Origin of the sequence: Micromonospora solifontis (assembly GCF_003725545.1) — a bacterium.
Lineage (GTDB): Bacteria > Actinomycetota > Actinomycetes > Mycobacteriales > Micromonosporaceae > Micromonospora > Micromonospora solifontis.
In genome coordinates this window covers 41,428-62,999 of sequence record NZ_RJLN01000010.1, presented here as the reverse complement: position 1 = coordinate 62,999, position 21,572 = coordinate 41,428, and the positions used below count along the sequence as shown (strand labels likewise).

The 21,572-nt window shown below is 74.7% G+C and carries 19 protein-coding genes and 1 riboswitch; of the genes, 2 read left to right on the top strand and 17 right to left on the bottom strand.

Features of this window, described 5'->3' with window-relative positions:
* Window positions 1–25 precede the first annotated feature (25 nt).
* The 8 genes from EFE23_RS05620 to rpe form a co-directional block, all read right to left on the bottom strand.
* Window positions 26–289 (bottom strand): phosphoribosyl-ATP diphosphatase, encoded by a 264-nt coding sequence (locus EFE23_RS05620; RefSeq protein ID WP_043324932.1) that lies wholly within the window; start codon window positions 287–289, stop codon window positions 26–28.
* Window positions 290–668: 379 nt separating this feature from the next.
* On the bottom strand, window positions 669–1,166 hold the full coding sequence (gene ribH, locus EFE23_RS05615; RefSeq protein WP_123239811.1) for a 6,7-dimethyl-8-ribityllumazine synthase: 498 nt from the start codon (window positions 1,164–1,166) through the stop codon (window positions 669–671).
* 2 nt (window positions 1,167–1,168) lie between these two features.
* The gene (locus EFE23_RS05610) at window positions 1,169–2,437 is read right to left on the bottom strand and encodes a bifunctional 3,4-dihydroxy-2-butanone-4-phosphate synthase/GTP cyclohydrolase II (RefSeq protein ID WP_123239847.1); all 1,269 of its coding nucleotides are present in this window, start codon (window positions 2,435–2,437) and stop codon (window positions 1,169–1,171) included.
* A complete protein-coding gene (gene pnuC, locus EFE23_RS05605) occupies window positions 2,434–3,132 on the bottom strand; it encodes a nicotinamide riboside transporter PnuC (protein WP_123239810.1) in 699 nt (232 codons plus the stop codon). The genes EFE23_RS05610 and pnuC overlap by 4 nt, the downstream gene beginning before the upstream one ends.
* Entirely contained in the window at window positions 3,129–3,740 is a 612-nt protein-coding gene (locus EFE23_RS05600; protein WP_123239809.1) for a riboflavin synthase, read from the bottom strand. Before EFE23_RS05600 ends, pnuC begins: the two co-directional genes overlap by 4 nt.
* Before the next feature lies 1 nt (window position 3,741).
* On the bottom strand, window positions 3,742–4,803 hold the full coding sequence (gene ribD, locus EFE23_RS05595; RefSeq protein ID WP_123239808.1) for a bifunctional diaminohydroxyphosphoribosylaminopyrimidine deaminase/5-amino-6-(5-phosphoribosylamino)uracil reductase RibD: 1,062 nt from the start codon (window positions 4,801–4,803) through the stop codon (window positions 3,742–3,744).
* A gap of 168 nt (window positions 4,804–4,971) precedes the next feature.
* A riboswitch (FMN riboswitch) is annotated at window positions 4,972–5,144 on the bottom strand.
* An 81-nt stretch (window positions 5,145–5,225) separates the two neighbouring features.
* Window positions 5,226–6,182, bottom strand: coding sequence for a GGDEF domain-containing response regulator (locus EFE23_RS05590; protein WP_123239807.1), 957 nt, complete (start codon window positions 6,180–6,182; stop codon window positions 5,226–5,228).
* A gap of 1 nt (window position 6,183) precedes the next feature.
* A complete protein-coding gene (gene rpe / locus EFE23_RS05585) occupies window positions 6,184–6,864 on the bottom strand; it encodes a ribulose-phosphate 3-epimerase (RefSeq protein WP_123239806.1) in 681 nt (226 codons plus the stop codon).
* Between the two features lie 257 nt (window positions 6,865–7,121).
* Here rpe and EFE23_RS05580 point away from each other — a divergent pair, with 257 nt between their 5' ends.
* Window positions 7,122–8,009, top strand: a complete 888-nt coding sequence (locus EFE23_RS05580) for a septum formation family protein (protein ID WP_123239805.1) — start codon at window positions 7,122–7,124, stop codon at window positions 8,007–8,009.
* A 56-nt stretch (window positions 8,010–8,065) separates the two neighbouring features.
* A complete protein-coding gene (locus EFE23_RS05575) occupies window positions 8,066–8,956 on the top strand; it encodes a septum formation family protein (protein WP_123239804.1) in 891 nt (296 codons plus the stop codon).
* A 46-nt stretch (window positions 8,957–9,002) separates the two neighbouring features.
* On the opposite strand, the gene EFE23_RS05570 is transcribed toward EFE23_RS05575, so the two are convergent.
* From EFE23_RS05570 to metK, 9 genes are all read right to left on the bottom strand, one after another.
* Window positions 9,003–10,739 (bottom strand): M28 family peptidase, encoded by a 1,737-nt coding sequence (locus EFE23_RS05570; protein WP_123239803.1) that lies wholly within the window; start codon window positions 10,737–10,739, stop codon window positions 9,003–9,005.
* Between the two features lie 404 nt (window positions 10,740–11,143).
* A complete protein-coding gene (locus EFE23_RS05565) occupies window positions 11,144–12,550 on the bottom strand; it encodes a helix-turn-helix domain-containing protein (RefSeq protein WP_123239802.1) in 1,407 nt (468 codons plus the stop codon).
* A gap of 101 nt (window positions 12,551–12,651) precedes the next feature.
* Entirely contained in the window at window positions 12,652–14,172 is a 1,521-nt protein-coding gene (locus EFE23_RS05560; protein ID WP_123239846.1) for an RsmB/NOP family class I SAM-dependent RNA methyltransferase, read from the bottom strand.
* Window positions 14,127–15,053, bottom strand: coding sequence for a methionyl-tRNA formyltransferase (gene fmt / locus EFE23_RS05555; RefSeq protein ID WP_123239845.1), 927 nt, complete (start codon window positions 15,051–15,053; stop codon window positions 14,127–14,129). The genes EFE23_RS05560 and fmt overlap by 46 nt, the downstream gene beginning before the upstream one ends.
* A gap of 5 nt (window positions 15,054–15,058) precedes the next feature.
* Window positions 15,059–15,619, bottom strand: a complete 561-nt coding sequence (gene def, locus EFE23_RS05550; RefSeq protein ID WP_123239801.1) for a peptide deformylase — start codon at window positions 15,617–15,619, stop codon at window positions 15,059–15,061.
* A gap of 42 nt (window positions 15,620–15,661) precedes the next feature.
* A complete protein-coding gene (locus tag EFE23_RS05545; protein WP_204334722.1) occupies window positions 15,662–16,906 on the bottom strand; it encodes a cytochrome P450 in 1,245 nt (414 codons plus the stop codon).
* Window positions 16,907–17,017: 111 nt separating this feature from the next.
* Window positions 17,018–18,001 carry an AAA family ATPase gene (locus EFE23_RS05540; RefSeq protein ID WP_123239799.1) on the bottom strand — a complete coding sequence of 328 codons (984 nt, stop codon included), beginning with the start codon at window positions 17,999–18,001 and terminating at the stop codon, window positions 17,018–17,020.
* Between the two features lie 262 nt (window positions 18,002–18,263).
* On the bottom strand, window positions 18,264–20,237 hold the full coding sequence (locus tag EFE23_RS05535; protein WP_123239798.1) for a primosomal protein N': 1,974 nt from the start codon (window positions 20,235–20,237) through the stop codon (window positions 18,264–18,266).
* Window positions 20,238–20,296: 59 nt separating this feature from the next.
* Window positions 20,297–21,502 carry a methionine adenosyltransferase gene (gene metK / locus EFE23_RS05530; RefSeq protein ID WP_123239797.1) on the bottom strand — a complete coding sequence of 402 codons (1,206 nt, stop codon included), beginning with the start codon at window positions 21,500–21,502 and terminating at the stop codon, window positions 20,297–20,299.
* Window positions 21,503–21,572 lie beyond the last annotated feature (70 nt).

The following is a 21,572-nucleotide window of genomic DNA, read 5'->3' as shown; positions in this document are numbered from 1 at the left end:
GATCGGATGATCAGCGGACGGGCACTCAGAGATGTCGGTAGACGTCCTTCAGTTCGAGGCCGGTGGCGAGCATCAGCACCTGGGCCTGGTAGAGCAGCTGGGAGATCTCCTCGGCGGCCCGCTCCGGGCCCTCGTGCTCGGCGGCCATCCACGACTCGGCCGCCTCCTCGACGACCTTCTTGCCGATGAAGTGCACGCCCTTGGCGAGCGCGTCGACCGTGCCCGAGCCCGGGGTGCCGGCGGCGGCCTTGGCCTGCAGCTCGGCGAACAACTCCTCGAACGTCTTCACGGAAGGCGATTCTTCCAGCCGTCCCGGGTGACCACGCGCGCCGGGTCCGGCCGCGTCGCCTTCCTCACGGGCGGCCAACCGCGCCAGCTCGCGCTGCGGGAGGTGGCTGGCCGGGCCGCCGGCCACCACCAGCGCCGCCACCCGGTCCGGGTAGGCCTGGGCGAGCAGGTGCGCCGCGACCGCGCCCGAGGAGTGGCCCAGCAGCGCGACCGTGCCGGCCGCCGGTCCCGCGCCCGCCGCCGGCGTCAGCGCCGGGTAGCGGCGCTCCACCTCGCCGAGGTGGCGGTGTCCGGTGGTCGCGGAGACCGCCACCTCGGCGACCCGGAGTCGATCACCCGCCGTCCGGCCACCCCGGGCGGGAGGCCGCGGCGGGCGCACGTCAGGCGAAGCCCACGCGGTGGGTGGTGGCGGCGTCCAGGTTGCGAATGGCCAGGGCGGCGTCCAGTGCCGCCACGGTGGCCGCCCAGCCCTTGTCCTCCGCCGAGCCGGGCAGACCGGCCCGGTCGCGGGCCTGCTCGATGGTCTCCACGGTGAGCACCCCGTGCGCCACCGGCTTGCCCTCGTCCAGCGCGACCCGGGTCAGCCCCTCGGTTACCGACTGGCAGACGTAGTCGAAGTGGGCGGTGGCGCCCCGGATCACCACGCCGAGGGCGACCACCACGTCGTAGCGGCGGGCCATCGCCTGGGCCACCACGGGCAGCTCGACCGAGCCGGCGACCCGGGCCACCACCGACCGGGCGCCGCACGCCTCGGCGGCGGCCACCGCCCGGTCGACCATGTGGTCGGTGAGGTCGCCGTGCCAGCGCGCCGCCACGATGCCGACGGTCAGCCCGGCGGCGTCCACCGCGGTCACGCCCGGCTCCCCGAAACCCGCCATCCCTACGCTCCGATCTCGTCGCCGGCGACCGGGCGGCCCATCGGCGCCTCGGTCACCTCGTCCAGCCCCTCCAGGAGGTGGCCCATCCGGTCCCGCTTGGTCCGCAGGTAACGCACGTTCTCCGGGTTCGACCGGATGGGCAGCCCCTCGCGGCCGCTCACCGTGAGGCCGTAACCCTCCAGGCCGGCCCGCTTGGCCGGGTTGTTGGTCAGCAGCCGCATCGAGCGGACGCCGAGGTCGTAGAGGATCTGCGCGCCGGTGCCGTAGTCGCGCGCGTCGGCGGGCAGCCCCAGGTCGAGGTTCGCGTCCACGGTGTCCCGGCCCTGGTCCTGCAACTGGTACGCCTGCAGCTTGTGCAGCAGGCCGATGCCGCGTCCCTCGTGCCCGCGCACGTAGAGCACCACGCCCCGACCCTCCTGGCCGACCCGGGCCAGGGCGGCCTGCAACTGCGGGCCGCAGTCGCAGCGCAGCGAGCCGAACACGTCCCCGGTGAGACACTCGGAGTGCACCCGCACCAGCACGTCCCGCCCGTCGCCGAGGTCGCCCATGACCAGCGCAACGTGCTCGGCGGAGTCGAAGTCGCTGCGGTACCCCAGCGCCCGGAACACCCCGTACGGGGTGGGCATCCGCGCGTCGGCGACCTGCTCCACCTGCTTCTCGGTACGCCGCCGGTAGGCGATCAGGTCGGCGATGGTGACCAGGGTCAGGCCGTGCTCGGCGCAGAACTTCTCCAGGTCGGGCAGGCGCATCATGGTGCCGTCGTCGTTGACCAGCTCGCAGAGCACCCCGGCCGGACGCAGCCCGGCCAGCCGGGTCAGGTCCACGGCCGCCTCGGTGTGCCCGGGCCGGCGCAGCACCCCGCCCTCGCGGGCGCGCAGCGGCACCACGTGCCCCGGGCGGGCCAGGTCGGTCGGGTCGGTCGACGCGGCGGCGAGCAGCCGGATGGTGTGCGAGCGGTCGGCCGCCGAGATGCCGGTGTCGATCCCCTCCCGGGCGTCCACCGTCACCGTGTACGCGGTGCCCCGCCGATCCTGGTTGGTGTGGTGCATGGGCGGCAGGTCCAGCCGGTCGCACTCGCTCTCGGTGAGCGGCACGCAGATGTAGCCCGAGGTGTACCGGACCATGAACGCGACCAGCTCCGGGCTGGCCAGCTCGGCCGCGAAGATCAGGTCGCCCTCGTTCTCGCGGTCCTCGTCGTCGACCACGACGACGGGCCGGCCGGCGGCGATGTCCGCCACCGCCTGCTCGATGGAGCCAAAGGTGGTGCTCATGCCACGGCCTCCGAGTACGTCGGCGGGATCGGGGTGCGGGCCGGTGGGGTGGCCCGGGAGGTCCGCCACCAGGCGGCCAGGCCGGCCAGGCAGAACCCGCCGTAGACCAGGTACATGGCGGCCGACGGGTAGAAGCCGCCCTGCAGCAGCAGCGGCACGCCGACCGCGTCCACGGCGATCCAGATCAGCCAGAACTCCACCCAGCCGCGCGCCATGCCGTAGGTGGCGAGCAGGCTGCCGACCAGGATCCAGGCGTCCGGCAGCGGCCCCCACGAGCCGAGCGCGGCCAGCACCGGGTACGCGGCCGCGGTGCCGACCGCGGCGGCGGCGAGCAGGCCCAGCCGCTCCCACCAGGTGGCCCAGCGCGGGGTGACGGCCGGCTGCTCCCCGGAACCCGCGCGGCGGTTGCGCGACCAGCGCCACCAGCCGTACACGCTGACCGCGAAGAAGAAGACCTGCCGGCCGGCCTGGCCGTAGAGGTCGTGCGCCTGCGGGGTGGCGAAGACCCCGCCGAGGAAGACGGTGAACAGCAGCGCGTTGCCGATCATGCCGACCGGCCAGGCCCAGACCAGCCGGCGCAGCCCGAACAGCGCGGAGGCGAGGCCGAAGACGTTGCCGACGATCTCCCGGACCAGCACCGGCGAGCCGGCGACGTGGACCTGGGCGTCGAGCAGCCAGCCGAGCGGGCCGGTCATCGGGCACCTCCGGCGAGCCGGTCGCCGAGCAGCCGCTCGACGTACTTGGCGAGCACGTCCACCTCGAGGTTGACCGGGTCGCCGGCGTCCTTCGTACCGAGGGTGGTGAGCTTGAGGGTGGTGGGGATCAGCCCGACGGCGAACCAGTCGTCGCCGACCTCGGCGACGGTCAGCGAGACCCCGTCGACGGTGATCGAGCCCTTCTCCACCACGTACCGGGCCAGGCCGGCGGGCAGCCGGAAGCGGACCGTCTCCCACTGCGCGGCCGGCTCCCGGGAGATGACCTCGCCGACCCCGTCGACGTGGCCCTGCACGAGGTGCCCGCCGAGCCGGCTGTTCAGCGCCGCGGCGCGTTCCAGGTTGACCGGGTCGCCCGGGCGCAGCGCCCCGAGCGCGGTACGCCGCAGCGTCTCCCCCATCACGTCGGCGGTGAAGACGCCGCCGTCGACGTCGACCACGGTCAGGCAGACCCCGTTGACCGCGATGGAGTCCCCGTGGCGGGCGTCCGAGGTGACCAGCGGGCCGCGGATGGCGACCAGCGCGGAGTCGCCTCCGGTCTCGGTGGTCCGGACGACCTCGCCCAACTCCTCGACGATGCCGGTGAACATGTCAGGCCTCCCTCTTCCGGGGCAGCGCGGTGATCCGCAGGTCGGGGCCGACCTGCGTAACGTCGGTGAGCTCCAGGTCGATGGCGTCGGCGATGGTCGTCACGCCCGCGTCGAGCAGGGCGGTGGGGCCGGCGCCGAGCAGCTTCGGCGCGACGTACCCGACGACCTTGTCGACCAGGCCGGCGGCGAGGAACGCGCCGGCCAGCCGGGGGCCGCCCTCCAGCAGGGCGGCCCGGACGCCGCGGTGGTGCAGCTCCGCGAGCAGCGCGGGCAGGTCGACCCGGCCGTCCGGGCCGGCGCCGACCTCCGCCGCGGTGGCGATCCAGGTCCGGGCGGCGCCGTCGCGGACCCGGGCGTCGGCCGGGGTACGCCCCGAGCTGTCCACCACCACGCGCAGCGGCTGCCGGATGGCCAGGGTGCCGTCGCGCAGGTTGCGGGCGGTGAGCCGGGGATCGTCGGCGAGCACGGTGCCCACCCCGGCGATCACCGCGTCGACGGTGCCGCGCAGGGCGTGCACGTCGATCCGGGCCGCCTCCGAGGTGATCCACATGCTGCTGCCGTCGGCGGCGGCGGAACGCCCGTCGAGGGTGGCCGCGTACTTCCAGATGACGTACGGCCAGCCGCGGCGCATCGAGGTGAGCCAGGCGATGTTGCCGGCCTCGGCCTCCTCGGCGCGTACCCCCGTGGTGACCTCGATCCCGGCGGCGCGCAGGGTGGCCGCGCCGCCGGAGGCGACCGGGTTGGGGTCCGGGACGGCGATCACGACCCGGGCGACGCCGGCCGCGATGAGCGCGTGGCTGCACGGGCCGGTGCGGCCGGTGTGGTCGCAGGGTTCCAGGGTGACCACGGCGGTGCCGCCGCGGGCCCGCTTGCCGGCCTGCGCGAGCGCGACGATCTCGGCGTGCGGACCGCCGGCGTACGCGTGGAAGCCCTCCCCGACGATCTCACCGTCCGGATCGAGCAGCACGCAGCCGACCACCGGGTTGGGGCTGGTGGTGCCGAGGCCGCGGGCGGCCAGCGTGATCGCGCGACGCATCGCCTCGTCGACGGAGACGCTCGCCATCGCCTGCCCCTGCCCTCTCGCTCGCCGGTCGCGCGCGGGCGGGGCGGGAAACGGCGGCACGGGTGCCGCGGACAGGCGGCGGCGGAGATCCCGGGGACGGCGCAGCCGACCCCGGGGAGCCCGGACGGCAGCCGATCACCCGGCGGCCGGCAGGGGCCTCCCCGTCCCGCGCGCTGTCTCCCATCCGGACTTTCTGGGGGCGGACGAACCGCTCCCCAACCGTCGGCCCCGGATTCTCACCAGGTCCACCGTCCGGCCGAAGCCGTCCGGGTCGCGGGCTTACCACGGTCGGACCGTGGATCACCGCCGGTTCGGAATTTCACCGAGCCCCGCCAGCGCGTGGTGGGTACACGGGAAGTCTTACACGTTCGGCCGGGGTTGGCGCCACAGAGGCGAGGTACCTCACAGGGAGAACAGGGGTGTCACGGAACGCCCCTACGCCGGTCGACCGCGACGTACGACCCGGGTTGGCTCTTGGCGACCGTTTTCATCTCCGACGCCACCGCGATCGCCTCGAGGGGGTCGGTGAACCGCTTGTCGGCATCCGAGAGGGAGACGCCGATGGAGAGGGTGACCAGGGCGGCCCGCCGGATGTTGCCGCGCCGGTCCTTCAGCTCGACGAAGCCGCGCTCCCGGTCGGTCGGGTCGTAGAGGGCGTCGGCGGCCTTCTCGAAGTCGACCACCGCCCGGCTGGTCAGCGGCCGGATCTGGGCGGGCGTGCAGACGATGACGAAGTCGTCGCCGCCGACGTGGCCGAGGAAGGCCGGCGGCAGCCCGACCGAGACCACCGCCCGGTGCAGGCTGCGGGCCAGGGCGGAGATGAACTCGTCGCCGCGGACGAAGCCGTACCGGTCGTTGACGCTCTTGAACCGGTCGATGTCGATGTAACCGACGGCGTAGTCCACGCCGCTGCGTACCCGGTCGCTGATCTCCCGGCGGATCCGGCTGTTGCCGGGCAGCCCGGTCAGCGGGGAGACCTCCCGGAACTCCTTGTTGCGCCGCAGCGTGGAACTGACCCGGGCGACCAGCTCGGCGGTGTCGAAGGGCTTGACCAGGTAGTCGTCGGCGCCGGCGGCGAGGCCGTTGACCTTGTCCTCGGTCATTCCCTTCGCGGTCAGCATGATCACCGGCAGGGCCGAGGTCATCGGGTCGGCCCGCAGCCGCCGGGTCAACTCCAGGCCGTCGAGCCGGGGCATCATCAGGTCGACCACGGCCAGGTCCGGCCGTTGCCGCTCGATGACCTCCAGGGCCTCCTCGCCGTCGCCGGCGCGCAGCACCTCGAAGCCGTGCAGCCGCAGGTTGAACTCGACGAAGCGGACGATGTCCGCGTCGTCGTCGACGACCAGGATGACGTCGGGTCGGTCGCCGGCGGGGTCCACGTCAGGCCCCGGTCATCGCGCGTTCCGCCAGCCCGCGCAGCCGGCGTACCGCCTCGGCCGGGTCGTCGGCGCCGTACACCGCGGTGCCGGCCACGAAGGCGTCGGCGCCCGCGGCGGCGGCCTGTTCGATGGTGTCGGCGGCGATCCCGCCGTCGACCTCGATGCGCAGCTCCAGGTGGCCGGCGGCGACGTGCCGCCGGGCGGCGCGCACCTTGTCGAGCAGTTGCGGGATGAACCGCTGGCCGCCGAAGCCGGCCTTGATCGTCATGATCAGCAGCGTGTCGAAGCTGGGCAGCAGCTCCAGGTACGGCTCGATCGGGGTGTCCCGGTCGATGGCCAGGCCCGCCTTGGCGCCGGCCGAGCGGAGGTCCTTCGCGAGGGCCACCGGGTCGTCGCAGGCCTCGGCGTGGAACGTGACGTTGTACGCCCCGGCGTCGGCGTAACCGGGCGCCCAGCGGCGCGGGTCCTCGATCATCAGGTGCACGTCGAAGGGCAGCTCGGTGGCCGCGCGCAGGCTCTGCACCACCGGCAGCCCGATGGTCAGGTTCGGCACGAAGTGGTTGTCCATGACGTCCACGTGCAACCAGTCGGCCGCGTGCTCGACGGCGCGGACCTCCCGGGCGAGGTGGGCGAAGTCGGCGGCCAGGATGCTGGGGGCGACGATCGGCGGCGGTACGGTCACCGGGCCAGTGTACGAATGCGGTCATCCACCGGGCACAGCGCGGCACCGCCGGGGACGCGGTGTGATCCGGACGTGACCGTCGGTGCAGAATGCGTCCGTCCGGAGAAGAATTCGGAACAATAAGCCAGCGGTGGCTGGCCGATCGGTCGAAAGGCAGCGAAACTCCAACAGGGACGGTCACGTATGCTGCACGCCCGGTGGCGCAGGACGCCGTAGGGCCGAGGCGACCGGCCGTCATCTCCCGGAAAGGGCGGACGATGCGACGGTGGCTCCTGGCGCTGGCGCTGGCCGGCACGGCGACGGTGGTCCTGGGCGGCTGCGTCCAGCCGCACCGGGCCGACGGCGACCTGACCGACGACTGGCCCGCGTTGCCCGCACCCCGGTTGTTCGTCCCGGCCACCGACGCCTGCCTTCCCCGGATCACCGCCGTGGTGCAGGCCAGCACGTACGAGGCGGTGGACTGCGGCCGCAGCCACCTCGCCGAGGTGGTGCACGTGGGCACCTTCGTCGGGGCCGCCGCGACCGGCGCCCGCCCCGAGCCCGGCTCCCCCGCGCTGCGCGTCGCCCGGGCCGAGTGCGACCAGCAGGCCCGGCAGATCATCGGCGGGGACTGGCACGCCGCCCGGCTCACCATGAACATCGCCCTGCCCACGGTGACCGCCTGGCTGTCCGGAGCGCGCTGGTACCGCTGCGACCTCGCCGAGACCGACAGCATCGACAACACCCGCCCGGTGAACCGGGTCGGCAGCCTGCGCGGCGTGCTGGTCGGCGACAACGCGCTCGCGCACCGCTGCTTCGACCCGAAGCTGATCGGCGACAACCTCAACTACATGGCCCCGGTGCTCTGCACCGAGCCGCACCGGGCCGAGTTCGTCGGCGTCTACGAGGAGCGGGACATGAGCTGGGACAAGTTCACCCGCTCCGCGGCGGAGGTGCACCGGCACTGCATGGCGCTCATCGCGGTCTTCGCCAACGTGCCGAACAACAGCGAGCTGCCGTACCGGGCCGGTTCGATCTTCTACCCGCCGTCGCAGCGCGAGTGGGAGGAGGGCGACCGCGGGGTGCGCTGTTTCCTGTGGAGCGACGACCGGAGGCTGACCCGTTCGATGCGCGGGGTCGGGCCGGAGGGACTACCCGTCATCTAGGCCGTGGTGCCGTATGCTGCACCGCCGTAGCGGTCGACGACGGGGAGGTCGGTGCGATGCGGCGATGGTGGACGGCGACCGCCGTGGGTGTGACGGCGGCGCTGGCGCTCGCCGGGTGCGGGGCTCCCGCCGGCGTGGACCGGGACCTGGCCGACGACTGGCCGGCCCTGCCGGCCGCCGAGACGTTCGTGCCGGAAGCCGGCGTCTGCCACGCCACCATCCAGGACGTCGGCTATCTCAGCGGCTACAACCCGGTCGACTGCGCGGCGTCGCACCGGGCCGAGACCCTGCACGTCGGCACCCTGACCGGCCCGGACGCCGACCGGTCGACGCCGCCGCGGGCCGGGTCGAACGGGGCGCGCACCGCCCGGGCCGAGTGCGACCGGCGGGTCAACACCGCGGTCGGGGCGGACTGGCGCGGCGGCCGGCTGCTGCTGTCGGTGGTCTTCCCCTCGGCGCAGGCCTGGACCGGCGGGGCGCGCTGGTTCCGCTGCGACGTCTCGGAGGTGGCCAGCCTCGACGACGGCAGCATCACCCCGCACAGCGGCAGCCTGCGCGGCGCGTTGAAGGCCGGCTCCCCACTGGCCTTCGGCTGTTTCAACCCCAAGCTGGCCAAGGACGACATCGAGGAGATGCGGCCGGTCGCCTGCACGGCGAAGCACCACGCCGAGTTCGTCGGGGTCTACCAGTTCCCCGAGGTCTCGTACGCGCAGTTCCAGACGTCTTCGGTGCGCGCGCACAAGGCGTGCCGCAGCCTGATCGCGAAGTACGCGAAGGTGCCGGACAACAGTGACATGCAGTACCGCGCCGGCACGATCATCTACCACCCCCTGGAAGAGGAGTGGAAGAACGGCAACCGGGGCGTGCAGTGCTTCCTGTGGCTGTCCGACCGGACGCTGACCCGCTCGGTCAAGGGCGCGGGCAGCAAGGCGTTGCCGATCCGGTGAGCGGGGCGGGCCGGGCCCACCGGCCCGACCCGCCCCGGGAACGCGCCTAGCCGACCTGCAGCGTCACGTCGTCGAGGACGAAGCTGGTCTGCAGGGACGCGTCCTCCACGCCGGTCCACTTCAGGGTGACCGTCTGCCCGGCGTAGCCGGCCAGGTCGAAGGTGCGCTGGGTGTAGCCGGCGGCCTTGTTCAGGTTCGAGTAGGTCGCCAGCGTGGTGCTGCCGACCTGCACGGTCAGCTTGTCGTACGCCGTCGACGTGGTGGTCTCCGACGTGTCGATGTGCAGCCAGAAGGCGAGGGTGTAGCTGCCGCACCCGGCCGGGAGGGTCACCGACTGGGACAGGGTGTCGGTGTGCGAGCTGCCGTACCCGTCCAGCCACGCCTTGTACGACCCGGTCCGGGCCGCCTGGCCGGACGAGCTGGTGATCACGCCCGAGGTCGCGGTCCACGGCGCGGTGCCCGACTCGAAGCTGCTGTTGCCGATCAGCTGGCCGCCCGTGCATCCGCCGCCCGTGCCGGTGACGGTGAGGCTGTAGCTGGCGGTACGGGTGACCGAGCCGGTGCCGGTGACCGTGATGGTGTACGTGCCGGTGGCGGCCGTCGAGGACGCGCTGACGGTCATGGTGGCCGAGCCGCCCGAGGTGACCGAGGACGGGCTGAAGCTCACCGTCACTCCGCTCGGGGCGCCGGACGCCGACAGGCTGACCGTCTGGGCGCTGCCGCTGACGGTGGTGGTGCTGACGGTGGCGGTGGTGGAGCCGCTCCGGGCCACGCTGCCGGAGGTCGGGCTCACCGCGACGGAGAAGTCGTTGGTCGGGGTGCCGCCGACCGCCGTGTTCCAGATCGTGTACGCCACGCCGTCGGCGCTGCGGTTCAGGATGGTCGCGTTGATGTTGCTGGTGGTGTCGCAGGAACGGTGGTAGCACCCGTCGTACGCCGCTCCGGCGGTGCCGCCCCACTTGCTGGCCTGGGCCGACGTCTTGGTGTAGCTGGCGCCGGCCGCGTAGCCGGAGGTCTGGATGCCCGCGTTGGCGAACGAGTAGTCGTCGGATCGGCCGGCGCCCTCGGTGTTCTCCTCCGGCTGGAGGTTGAACGAGTCCCAGTACGCCTTCAGCGGCGCGGCCGTGGCGGAGGTGATCCGGTTGATGAAGTAGCCGCCGTTGGGCGAGGCCACCATGTCGAAGTTGTAGTACGCCTTGATGTAGCCCTTCTGGGTCGAGCTGAGCTGGCCGACGTAGTACTTGGAGCCCTGCAGGCCCTGCTCCTCGCCGTTCCACCAGGCGAATCGGACCCGCTTGGTCATGGCCGGGTTCTGGCTCGCCAGCACCAGGGCGTTCTCCAGCAGGGTGGCCGAGCCGGAGCCGTTGTCGTTGATGCCCGGGCCGGCGGAGACGCTGTCCAGGTGCGCGCCGAACATGATCACTTGGTCGGCGGGGCCCTGCGGCCACTCGGCGATCAGGTTGCTCGCCGGGTAGGTGCAGGTGGTGCAGGTCTGCTCGGTGACGGTGTAGCCGGCCGCCTGGAGCTTCTGCTTCACGTACGCCACCGAGGCGGTGTAGCCGGCCGAGCCGGCCCGCCGGGTGCCGCCGTTGCTGCTGGCGATGCTGTTGAGCTGGGTCAGGTGGGCCTGGACGTTGGTCACCGAGATGTCCGGGGCCGCGGCCGCGGCCAGTGCGGGGACCGCCGGCGCGGGGGCGGCGGAGGCGGAGGTTCCGGCCAGGGTCGCCGTCATGGCGGCGAAGAGGGCGAGCGCGAGGCCCGCGGTCGGGGTGCGACGTCTCATGGAGACTCCTCGTGGGGGTCGGCGGGGTGGACGGGCGGGGGTGGGCGGGACCGTGGGCTCCGGTGGGAGCCCCGGCATCGGCGGGACCGGTGATCGGAACAGTTACATGCATCAATCTATTAGTCAACGGGGTGTCACATCCCAGGTGGACACTCCCCCCGCCGGGATGCCCGGACGGGACGGCGGGGTACCGCGGCGCCGGCGTTCACCCGGCGGGGTTCACCGGCCGACGCGGTCACGTCCCGCCCGGGCCGGCCGACGATCACACCCGGCGCTCCCCGAGGTCAACGCACCCACCCACACCCCCACCCCACCCGGCAAGTTCCGGCACACCCCCACCCCGGGGTTGGGTGATCAAGGGGTTCGCGTCGGGGATCGGCGATTCCGCGACGCGAACCCCTTGATCAACCCGACTGGGGGGTGGGGCGGAGGCGGTCGTGGAGGTCGCGGACCTCGGGGAGGTCGGACCAGTGGTGGGCCAGGCGGGCCCGCAGGCCGCGCAGCTCGTGGGTGATGGTGGCCCGCCCGCTGCGGGCCGCCGCGGCGGCCACCGGCGCCACCACCGCGACGGCGGCGTCGGGTTCGCCGGCGCACGCGTAGGCGTCCGCCAGCCGCACCGTGAGCAGCAGGTACGTCGGACGCATCCGGGCCGGCAGGTGACTCAGTGACCGGCTCGTGGCGTGCACGGCCCGCCGGGCCGTCGCCCGGTCCCCGGTGGCCGCGGCGAGGTCGCGCAGCGCGCCGCCGATCGACGACTCGGCGCGGACCACGCCCGCGTCCCCGGTGAGCCACGGCGCCTCCGCGACGTCCCGGGCGTCCAGCCGGTCCAGCCGCCGGCGGCCGAGCAGCACCTGCCGGAGACACTCATCGGCCGCGCCGGCCAGGCCGTACGCCCGGGCCTGGTAGAGGTGCGACAGGGTGGCCATCCAGCCGCGCTGCCGGTCCACCTCGCCGAGCGCCCGCGCGTACGCCAGCGACGACGCGGCGTCCCGGTCCAGGCGGGTCAGCGTGCAGAAGTCACTGAGCAGGGTGGCCCGCGCGACGGTGTCGGCACCCGCCCCGGCCCAGGCCAGCCCGTGGGCCACCCAGGCCATCCCCACCACGCTCTGCCCCCGCTGCATCCGCAGCCGGGCGGCGAGCTGGGCGTACTGGGCGGCGAGGCGGAGCAGCGCCAGCGGCGACCGGCCGGCCCGGTCGACCACCTCAGCCCAGCCCACCAGCAGGTGCAGGACCCGCTCGATGGAGGAGACCACCTCGGTCGAGACCTGCTCGACCGAGGCCCGGGTGTAGCCGGGCAGCAGCGCGGTCAGGCCGTGGACCAGGTCCGGCACCGCCCGGTCGGGCAGCGCCGCCGGGCCACCCCGGACCAGCCGGGCGAGCGCGGGCAGCAGGTCGTGCGGCCCGGGCACCGGGCAGCCGGCGACGTCGTGCAACGGGCAGGCGAAACCGGCGTACGGCAGGAGGGGCGGCCAGACCGGCACGCCCGGCGCGGCCAGCGCCTCGGTCCCGTCGACCGCCGGCAGCACCGGGAAGAGCGTGGGGTCGGACGGGCCGCGCGGCGGCCGGCCGCGACCGGACGGCTCGGCGAGGGCGGTCAGTGTGCCGTCCGACCCGAGCAGCGCGTCGAGCCGCCGCGGCAGCCCCATCGGCGGCTCCCGCAGCCCGCTCTCCAGCTTGCTGATCACGCTGTAGTGGTAGCCGACCCGCAGGCCGAGCTGGCCCTGGGTCAGCCCCGCCCGCCGACGCCACACCCGCAGCTCGCGGCCGAACTCGGCCCACGGCCGCGCCCCGGGCCCGTCCCCGGCATCCATCCGCCCCTCCCACCCGTCCCGGGCGTCAGGCGCGTCCGGGATCGGGTGGTGCAGGCATACACCAGCGGTCCGAACTGGTCAATCGGGTGCGCCGGGGCGGCTCAGCCCCTGCGGAGCACCGCCAGGAACATGGCGTCGGTGCCGTGCCGGTGCGGCCAGAGCTGCACCGTCGGCCCGTCCCCGAGCCCCGGCATGCCGGCCGGCAGCAGCGGCCGGGCGTCCACGAAATCCACCGGGAAGCCGCAGCGGCGGGCCGCCTCGGTCACCGTCACGTGGGTCTCCACCGTGTGCGGCGAGCAGGTCACGTACGCGACCAGGCCACCCGGCCGCACCGCGCGCAGCGCCGCGGTGAGCAGTTCCCGCTGCAACCGGGTCAGCGGCGGCAGGTCCGCCGGCTGGCGGCGCCAGCGGGACTCCGGCCGGCGGCGCAGCGAGCCCAACCCGGTGCACGGCGCGTCGACCAGCACCCGGTCGAAGTGCCCCTCCGGCAGCTTCGGGTCGGCCCCGACGGTGCGCCCGTCGGTGTTCAGCACGGTGACCGGCAGCCCGCTAGTGGCCTGGGCGACCAGCCGGGCCCGGTGCTCGGCCACCTCGACGGCGGTGAGCCGGGCGCCGCGCTGCGCCGCCAGCGCGCCGAGCAGGCCGGCCTTTCCGCCAGGGCCGGCGCAGAGGTCCAGCCAGCGGCCGTCCGGGCCGTCCAGCGGCGCTCCCGCCAGGGCGTTCGCCACCAGCTGGGAGCCCTCGTCCTGGACGTGGGCCCGCCCCTGCGCCACCGCCGGCAGCTCGCCCGGCGCGCCACCGGACAGATACACCGCGTACGGCGAGAAGGCGCCCGGCGCGCCGCCGACCTCGTCGGCCAGCTCCACCGGGTCGGCCAGGCCCGGCCGGGCGCACAGGTGCACCGGGGGCCGCTCGTTGTCCTCGATCAGCAGGCGGGCGGTCTCGCCCAGGTCGCCGCCGAGCGCCTCGGCGAAGGCCCGCACGATCCACTGCGGATGGCTGTACGCCAGGGCCAGGTGCCCGATCGGGTCGGTCTCGGCCGACGGGGCGAGCTTGTCGACCCAACCGTCATGGTCCCGGGTGGTGATCTCGCGCAGCACCGCGTTGGCGAAGCCGGTGGCCCCCGGGCCCACCGAGCGGACCAGGTCGACGATCGAGGAGACCGCGGCGTGCGCCGGCACCCGGGTGTGCAGCAGCTGGTACGCCCCGATCCGCAGCGCGTCGCGCACCGGCGGGTCGATCCGCTGCACGTCCCGCCCGGCCGCGTCCGTGATGATCGCGTCCAGGGTGCCGGTGTGGCGCAGCGTGCCGTAGGTCAGCTCGGTGGCGAAGGCGGCGTCCCGGCCGGTCAGCCCCTCCTCGCGGAGCATCGCCGGCAGCACCAGGTTGGCGTACGCGTCGTCCCGGTGCACCGCGGCGATCGCCTCGTACGCCACCAGCCGGGGCAGGTCGACGGGGGGCCGTGACGGTCGACGGGCGCCGCCGGAGCGCCCCTCGCGGGCGCCGTCGGCCCGGCGGCCGGTGCGGTCACGGCGCGGGCCGTCGGCGGGCTGACGCCCGGGATCACCCGGCCCCGTCACGCGAACACCTCGCCGGCGGCGACCCGGGCGCCGCGCGCCCAGTCGCTCGCCGACATGGCCTTCTTGCCGGCCGCCCGGACCTCGCCGAGCCGCACCGGCACGGTCGCCGTGCCGGCGAGGACGCGGGACTTCTCGACCAGCAGCTCGCCCGGCTTCAGCTCCGGGCCGTCGGCGACCGGGGTCACCGGGCCGAGCTTGACCCGGTCGCCGCGGAAGGTGGTCCACGGGCCGGGGGCCGGCGTGCCGGCGCGGATCCGCCGGTCGACCGCGAACGCGGGGTCGCTCCAGCGGACCCGGGCGTCCTCGACGGTCAGCTTCGGTGCGAGGGTGACCCCGTCGGCGGGCTGCGGCTCGGCCCGGGCGGTGCCCGCCTCGAGCGCGTCGAGCACGGCCACCAGCAGGCCGGCGCCGGAGTGCGCGAGGCGCTCCAGCAGGTCCCCGGAGGTGTCGGTGGGGCGGATCTCGTCGGTCACCGTGCCGTAGACCGGCCCGGTGTCCAGCCCCTCCTCCAGCTGGAAGACGCTGGCGCCGGTCAGCTCGTCGCCGTGCAGTACGGCGTGCTGCACGGGCGCCGCGCCACGCCACGCGGGCAGCAGCGAGAAGTGCAGGTTGATCCAGCCGTGCCGGGGGATCTCCAGCGCCACCGGCGGCACCAACGCCCCGTACGCGACCACCGGCACGCAGTCCGGGGCCAGATCGCGGAGCCGGTCCAGGAACTCCGGCTCGCGCGGCTTCGCCGGGGTGAGCACCTCGACGCCGTGGGCGTCGGCCCAGGCGCCGACGGGCGAGCGGACCAGGCTGCGACCCCGCCCGGCGGGGGCGTCGGGTCGGGTGACCACGGCCAGCAGCTCGTGGCCGGACGCGGCGATGGCGTCCAGGGCGGGCACGGCGACGGCCGGCGTGCCGGCGAAGACCAGGCGCATCCGGGTCACCGCCCCAGGCCGAACGGGTTGCCGGCGGCGTGCGGGCTGACCTTCACCGTCGGCGGGGCCTCCTGGTCGTACCACTCGGCCTGGCGGATCGCCTTCATGGCCGCCTTGCGGGCGGCCGGGTCGAGCCGGTCGACGAAGAGCACCCCGTCGAGGTGGTCGGTCTCGTGCTGGACGCACCGGGCCATCAGGCCGGTGCCGACGATCTGCACCGGGTCGCCGTAACCGTTGAAGCCCTTGGCGACGACGTTCTGCCGGCGCTTGGTGTCGAAGTAGAGCCCGGGGATGGACAGGCACCCCTCCGGGCCGTCCTGCTCCTCGGAGTCCGGGAACTCCAGCACCGGGTTGACCAGATGCCCGAGGACGTCGTCGACGTCGAAGGTGAACACCCGCAGGCCCACCCCGAGCTGCGGCGCGGCCAGGCCGGCCCCGCTCTGCTCGCGCATCGTGTCGGTCAGGTCGGCGATCAGCCTGCGCAGCTCGGCGTCGAAGTCGACGACCGGGTCGGCCGGCGTGCGCAGCACCGGATCCCCGAACAGACGGATGGGCTGGACGGTCACGCGGGGTGGCTCCTTCAGTGGGACGAGTGGTGCCGTACCAGTCTACGGAGTCGCCCGTGCCGTCCCGGCCGGCGTACCGCGATCGGTGAGCGGCGCCGCCACGTCACCGACGGTGACCGGCAGGGTGGCGTACCCGCGCAGGGTGAGCCGGACCCGGCGCTCGGGCGTCCCGGCCAGCGCGAGCCCGGGCAGCCGGCGCAGCAGCAGCGGGAAGGCCACCCGCGCCTCCAGCCGGGCCAGCGCGGCGCCCAGGCAGTAGTGCGGGCCGGCGCCGAAGGAGAGCGGGTGGACCTGCGGGCGCCACGGGTCGAAGCGGCCCGGCTCCGGGTAGCGGCGGGGGTCCCGGTTCGCCGCGCCGAGCAGCACGATCGTCCAGCTCGCGGCGGGCAGGTCGACCTCGCCGTGCCGGGCCGGGGCGGTGCTCATCCGGGAGGTGAGCTGGACCGGGGAGTCGTACCGGAGCAGCTCCTCGACGTACCCGGGGGCGAACTCGGGGTGCTCGCGCAGCGCCGCCGCCGCGCGCGGGTGGTCGAGCAGCACCACCAGGCCGTTGCCGAGCAGGTTGGTGGTGGTCTCGAAGCCGGCGACCAGCAGCACGACCAGGTTGGCCAGCAGCTCGTCCCCGGAGAGCCGGGCGCCGTCGGAGTCGTGTGCCTGGACCAGCGCGGTGGTCAGGTCGTCGGCCGGGGCCCGGCGGCGTTCCGCGACCAGCTCGCTGAAATAGTCGCGCAGCTCGACGGCGCCCTGGTCGGCCACCGCCAGCTCCTCGGGGGTGATCTCCGGCTCCAGGACGCCGGTCAGGTCGGTGGCCCACCGCCGGAACAGCGGCCGGTCGGCCGCCGGCACGCCGAGCAGCGCGCAGATCACCCCCACCGGCAGCGGGTACGCGAACTCGGCCTGGAAGTCCACCGGCGTCCCGTCCCGGCCCCGGGCGAGCATCGCGTCGATCAGCTCATCGGCCTGGGCGACGACCACGTCCCGCATGGCGGCGATCCGGCGCGGGGTGAACGCGCCGGCGGCCAGCCGCCGCATCCGGCTGTGGTCGGGCGGGTTGGTGCGCAGCATCGACCGGGAGATGGACAGCACGGCCGGGCTCTCCCGCCAGCCCGGCATGAACTGGTCGCGCAGGTCGTCGTCGAGCACCCCGAACCGTGCGTCGCGGAGGATCGCGTCGGCCTCGGCGTAGCCGGTGACCAGGTAGAAGCCCGGCCCGGCCGGGACGACCGGCCCGTGCGCGCGCAACTTCTCGTACGTCGGGTACGGGTCGACCCGTCCCGCCGGGGACATCAGCAGCGCGAGGGCGTCGGCAGGATCCACGATCGGCCTCCCCAGGGATCGGAGACCCTCATCATGCTCCGGTACGCCCGATCCGGCGATCCCGCACGGCCCGGTGGGCGCTCAGGCGCCGGTGCCCGGCTCCCCCGCGAGCACCGTGTCCCCGCCGAGCAGGGCGTGCTCGGGCAGCGGCAGCCGGGTGCCGTGCGCGGCCTCCCAGTCGTGGATCAGGCTGGGGCGGACCTGGGCGGCGAAGTACTCGACCGCGCTCATCCCGCCGACCACCGGCTCGTCCACCTCGGCGACCAGCCGGGCGGGCACCAGCGGGAAGCCGCTCTGCAGGGCCGCGCTGAGCCGGCGGTGCCCGTCGACCACGAAGAAGTACTCCCCGGTGTAGCCGATGGTCAGCGGCTCCAGGGCCTCGTCGCCGGCCTGGGCGACGCCGCCGACGAAGTCGGAGTCCCACAGGCCACGCAGGGCGACGACGTCCTCGGTCGGGTAGACCCGGGCGGGGTCGAGCAGCAGCAGCGGCTGCCCGTCGCGCAGCACGTCCGCGCCGATCCGGCCCTCGTAGACGTCGATGACGTGCGCGATCACCTGCTCCGGGGTGGCCCGGGTGGTGTCGCAGATCAGGTCGTAGTTGCGCAGCCGGGCCTTGTCGACGCCGTACCGCACGATGAACCGGCCGCGCTCGCTCTCGCTGCGCTCCCTGAGCTTGGCCTTCGCCTCCTCGATCGAGGCGTAGCTCTCGGCCGGGCCGGACGGCCGGGCCAGCACCCGGCGGGCCGCCTCGGTCGGCTCGGTGATCATGTGCACCTTGAGCGCGTCGGTGAAGAAGTGCCAGGCCAGCCGCGAGTCCATCACCAGGCGCTCGCCGGAGGCGGCGATGTCCCGCTGGAGCTGGTCGACGTAGCCGTCGACGGCCTGGTCCAGCTCGGCGTGCAGGTTGAGCTGGAGGGCGGTCATCTGCCGCTCCTCGGCCATCTGCCGGTAGAGGTCGCCGACACTGACCCGGCGCATGTTCAGCCGCTTGGCGATCTCGACCGAGACGGTGCTCTTGCCGCTACCGAGGTCACCGTTGAAGACGATCGACTGACGAACGGTCACGACTGGTCCACCCCTGCTCACCGGCTGACTGACATCATCGATTTGGCCTCGGCTCCCCGCGCTGCCGTCCGTGCGCGACCCTCGGGCAACTCCAGCTCGGCGCGTCTGACGCCGCGCCGCGATCTGGAGCCGCCGTTCGCCCGGGCATGACGGGCGATGCTATCACGCAGTGTTCACCCAACCGCCGCACGAGGTGTGCGACAAACCCCTGGTCACGACCCTCCGCGACGGCCCGGATCCGGCACGTCACGGCGCGGGGCGGTCAGAACAGAGCGAGCGGATCGACCTGGAGCCGGACCGGCTCGGCCGCCTTGCGGGCGCTGCGTTGCCCGGCGGCGACGTGCAGCGCCCGGGCGAGGGCGGCCGCCCGGGTCCGGGGCACCCGGACCAGCATCCGTTCCCGCCCCTCGTCCGCGGGCACCGGCCCGAGCACCTCGGCGCCGTCGGGCAGCCGGGCGCCGGCGAGCAGGTCGGCCACCGCCTCCGCCACGCCGGTGACGCTGGCCATCCGGACCGCCGGCGGGAACCCGAGCTCGCGCCGCTCGGCCAGCTCCCGGGCGGCGAACCAGGGAGCGTCCCAGCGCAGCAGCGCCTGCACCGGGGCCAGTCCGCCGTCGGCCACCACCACGACCCGGCCGCCCGCCGGACCCGGCCGGGCCAGCGCGGCGGCGGCCAGCCAGCGGCGCAGCGCCTCCTCCCCCGCCCGCAGGTCGGCGCGGGTGAGCAGCGCCCACGAGTCGAGCAGCAGCACCGCCCCGTAGCCGCCGTCGGCGACCGGTTCGGCCCCGGGGGTGGCGATCACCAGGCCGGCCCCGCCGGGCACGGTGGCGAGCACCTCCTCCCGGCCGGAGGTGCGCACCGGCACGCCCGGGAAGGCCCGCCCGAGTTCCTCGGCGGTCCGCCGGGCGCCGGTGACCGAGGCCCGCAGCCGCCGCCCCCCGCACTCCGGGCAGGCGTACGCGGCGGCGACCCGGCCGCACCAGCGGCAGGCCGGCGCCCCGGCGGCCGACGGCAGGGCGAGCGGTCCCGCGCAGTGCGGGCAGCGGGCCGGGGTACGGCAGTCGGCGCAGGCCACCGAGGGCAGGTAGCCCCGGCGGGGCACCTGGACCAGCACCGGCAGGTCGGCGCGGAGCGCGTCCCGGGCGGTGGTCCAGGCCAGGCTGGGCAGCCGGGCGGAGGCGGCGCCGGGGTCCCGGGCCAGCTGCGGGTCGTCCCCGGTCGGCGCGATGGCCGGCACCCGGGCCCGCAGGGTCGCCCGGTCGGCGACCAGCTCCCGGGCCCAGCCGGTCTCCACCAGCAGTTGCGCCTCGGCGGTGCGGGCGTACCCGCCGACCAGGGCCGCCGCCCCGCCGAGCTGGGCCCGGGTGAGCAGCACCTCCCGCGCGTGCGGGTACGGCGCCCGGGGTTCGGCGTGCAGGTCGTCGCCGTCGTCCCAGATCGCGACGAGGCCGAGCCGGGCGACCGGGGCGAACATGGCCGCGCGGGTGCCGATCACCACCGGCACATCACCGTGCAGCGCGGCGAGGAAGGCCCGGTAGCGGCGGGCCGGGCCCAGCGCGGCGGAGAGCCGGACGTGCCGCCCCGGCCCGAGGACGTCGGTGAGCGCGGCGTCGAGGCGGTCCAGGTCGCGGGCGTCGGCCACCACGACCGCCGCGCCCCGGCCACCGGCGACGGCGGCGGCCACGGCGTCGGCGTACCGGGCGGCCCAGTCCTCGCCCGGCAGCGCGGACCAGACCGCCCGGGGCGCCCGTCCGTCGGTGAGCGCGCGCAGGAAGGCCGGTCCGGCCGGGTAGTCCCGCCAGCCGCGCGGGTCGACCCGGGCGACAGCCAGGCCGGGCGCCCCGCCGGCCCCGGCGGGGGTGCCGGCCTCAGCGGGCGGCGCGGGTCCGGTCTCGGCGGGGTCGGCCGCGGCGGCGATCAGGTCCTTCTCGGCCCGGGCGTGCCGGGGCGGGACGGCGAGCCGGAGCACGTCGGCGAGGCTGCCGGCGTACCGGTCGGCGACCGCGCGGGCCAGCCCGGCGATCTCCGGGGCCAGCACCGGCACCGGGGAGACCACCTTCTCCAGGTACGCCAGCCGGGGATGGTCGGACTCCTCGGCCCGCGCCAGCAACCAGCCGTCGACGAGCTGGCCGGCGAAGCGCACCTTGACGCGTACGCCGGGTTGCGCCGCGGCGTCCAGCTCGGCGGGGACCAGGTAGTCGAACGGGCGGTCGAGGTGGGCCAGGGGCACGTCCACGCAGACGCGGGCGACCGGCGACCCGTCGGCGGGTCGCCGGTCGCCGCGCCTGGTGCCGGTCAGGCTCCCGCGGCCGACTTGAGGTCGGCGGCCCGGTCGGTGCTCTCCCAGGTCAGGTCCGGCAGCTCCCGGCCGAAGTGGCCGTACGCGGCGGTCTGCTGGTAGATCGGGCGGAGCAGGTTGAGGTCCCGGATGATGGCGGCCGGGCGCAGATCGAAGACCTCGGCGACCGCCTTCTCGATCGAGGCGACCGGCACCGTCTCGGTGCCGAAGGTCTCGATGAACAGGCTGACCGGGTGGGCCTTGCCGATCGCGTACGCGACCTGCGCCTCGCAGCGCTCGGCGAGGCCGGCGGCGACCACGTTCTTGGCCACCCAGCGCATCGCGTACGCGGCCGAGCGGTCAACCTTGGACGGGTCCTTGCCGGAGAACGCGCCGCCGCCGTGACGGGCGTAGCCGCCGTAGGTGTCGACGATGATCTTCCGGCCGGTGAGCCCGGCGTCGCCCATCGGGCCGCCGATCTCGAACCGCCCGGTCGGGTTGACCAGCAGCCGGTAGCCCTCGGTGTCCAGGCCGAGGCCCTCCAGCTCGGGGTTGATCACGTGCTCCCGGACGTCCGGGGTGAGCAGCGAGTCGAGCGAGATGTCGGCGGCGTGCTGGCTGGAGACGACGACCGTGTCGAGCCGGACCGGGCGCAGGCCGTCGTACTCGATGGTCACCTGGGTCTTGCCGTCCGGCCGCAGGTACGGCACCGTGCCGTCCTTGCGCACCGCGGCGAGGCGGCGGGCCAGCCGGTGGGCCAGCGCGATCGGCAGCGGCATCAGCTCGGGCGTCTCCGAGCAGGCGAAGCCGAACATCATGCCCTGGTCGCCGGCGCCCTGCGCGTCCAGCGCGCTCTCCGACCCCCCGGTACGCAGTTCGAAGGCGTTGTCCACGCCCTGCGCGATGTCCGGGGACTGCGCCCCGATCGAGACGCTGACGCCGCAGGAGGCGCCGTCGAAGCCCTTCTTCGACGAGTCGTACCCGATCTCCAGGATCGTCTCGCGGACGATGGTCGGGATGTCGGCGTACGCCTTGGTGGTGACCTCACCGGCAACGTGCACCTGACCCGTGGTGATCAGGGTCTCGACCGCGACCCGGCTGTGCGGGTCCTTGGCGAGCAGCGCGTCGAGAATGCCGTCACTGATCTGGTCGGCGATCTTGTCCGGGTGGCCCTCCGTGACCGATTCGGACGTGAAGAGACGTGTCACGGCACTCCTAAGCATGTGAATACTCTTTGAAAAGGTCGCTCGGCGGCAGTTTAGTCACCGTGCTCCTAGCGTGACCCGGGGAACG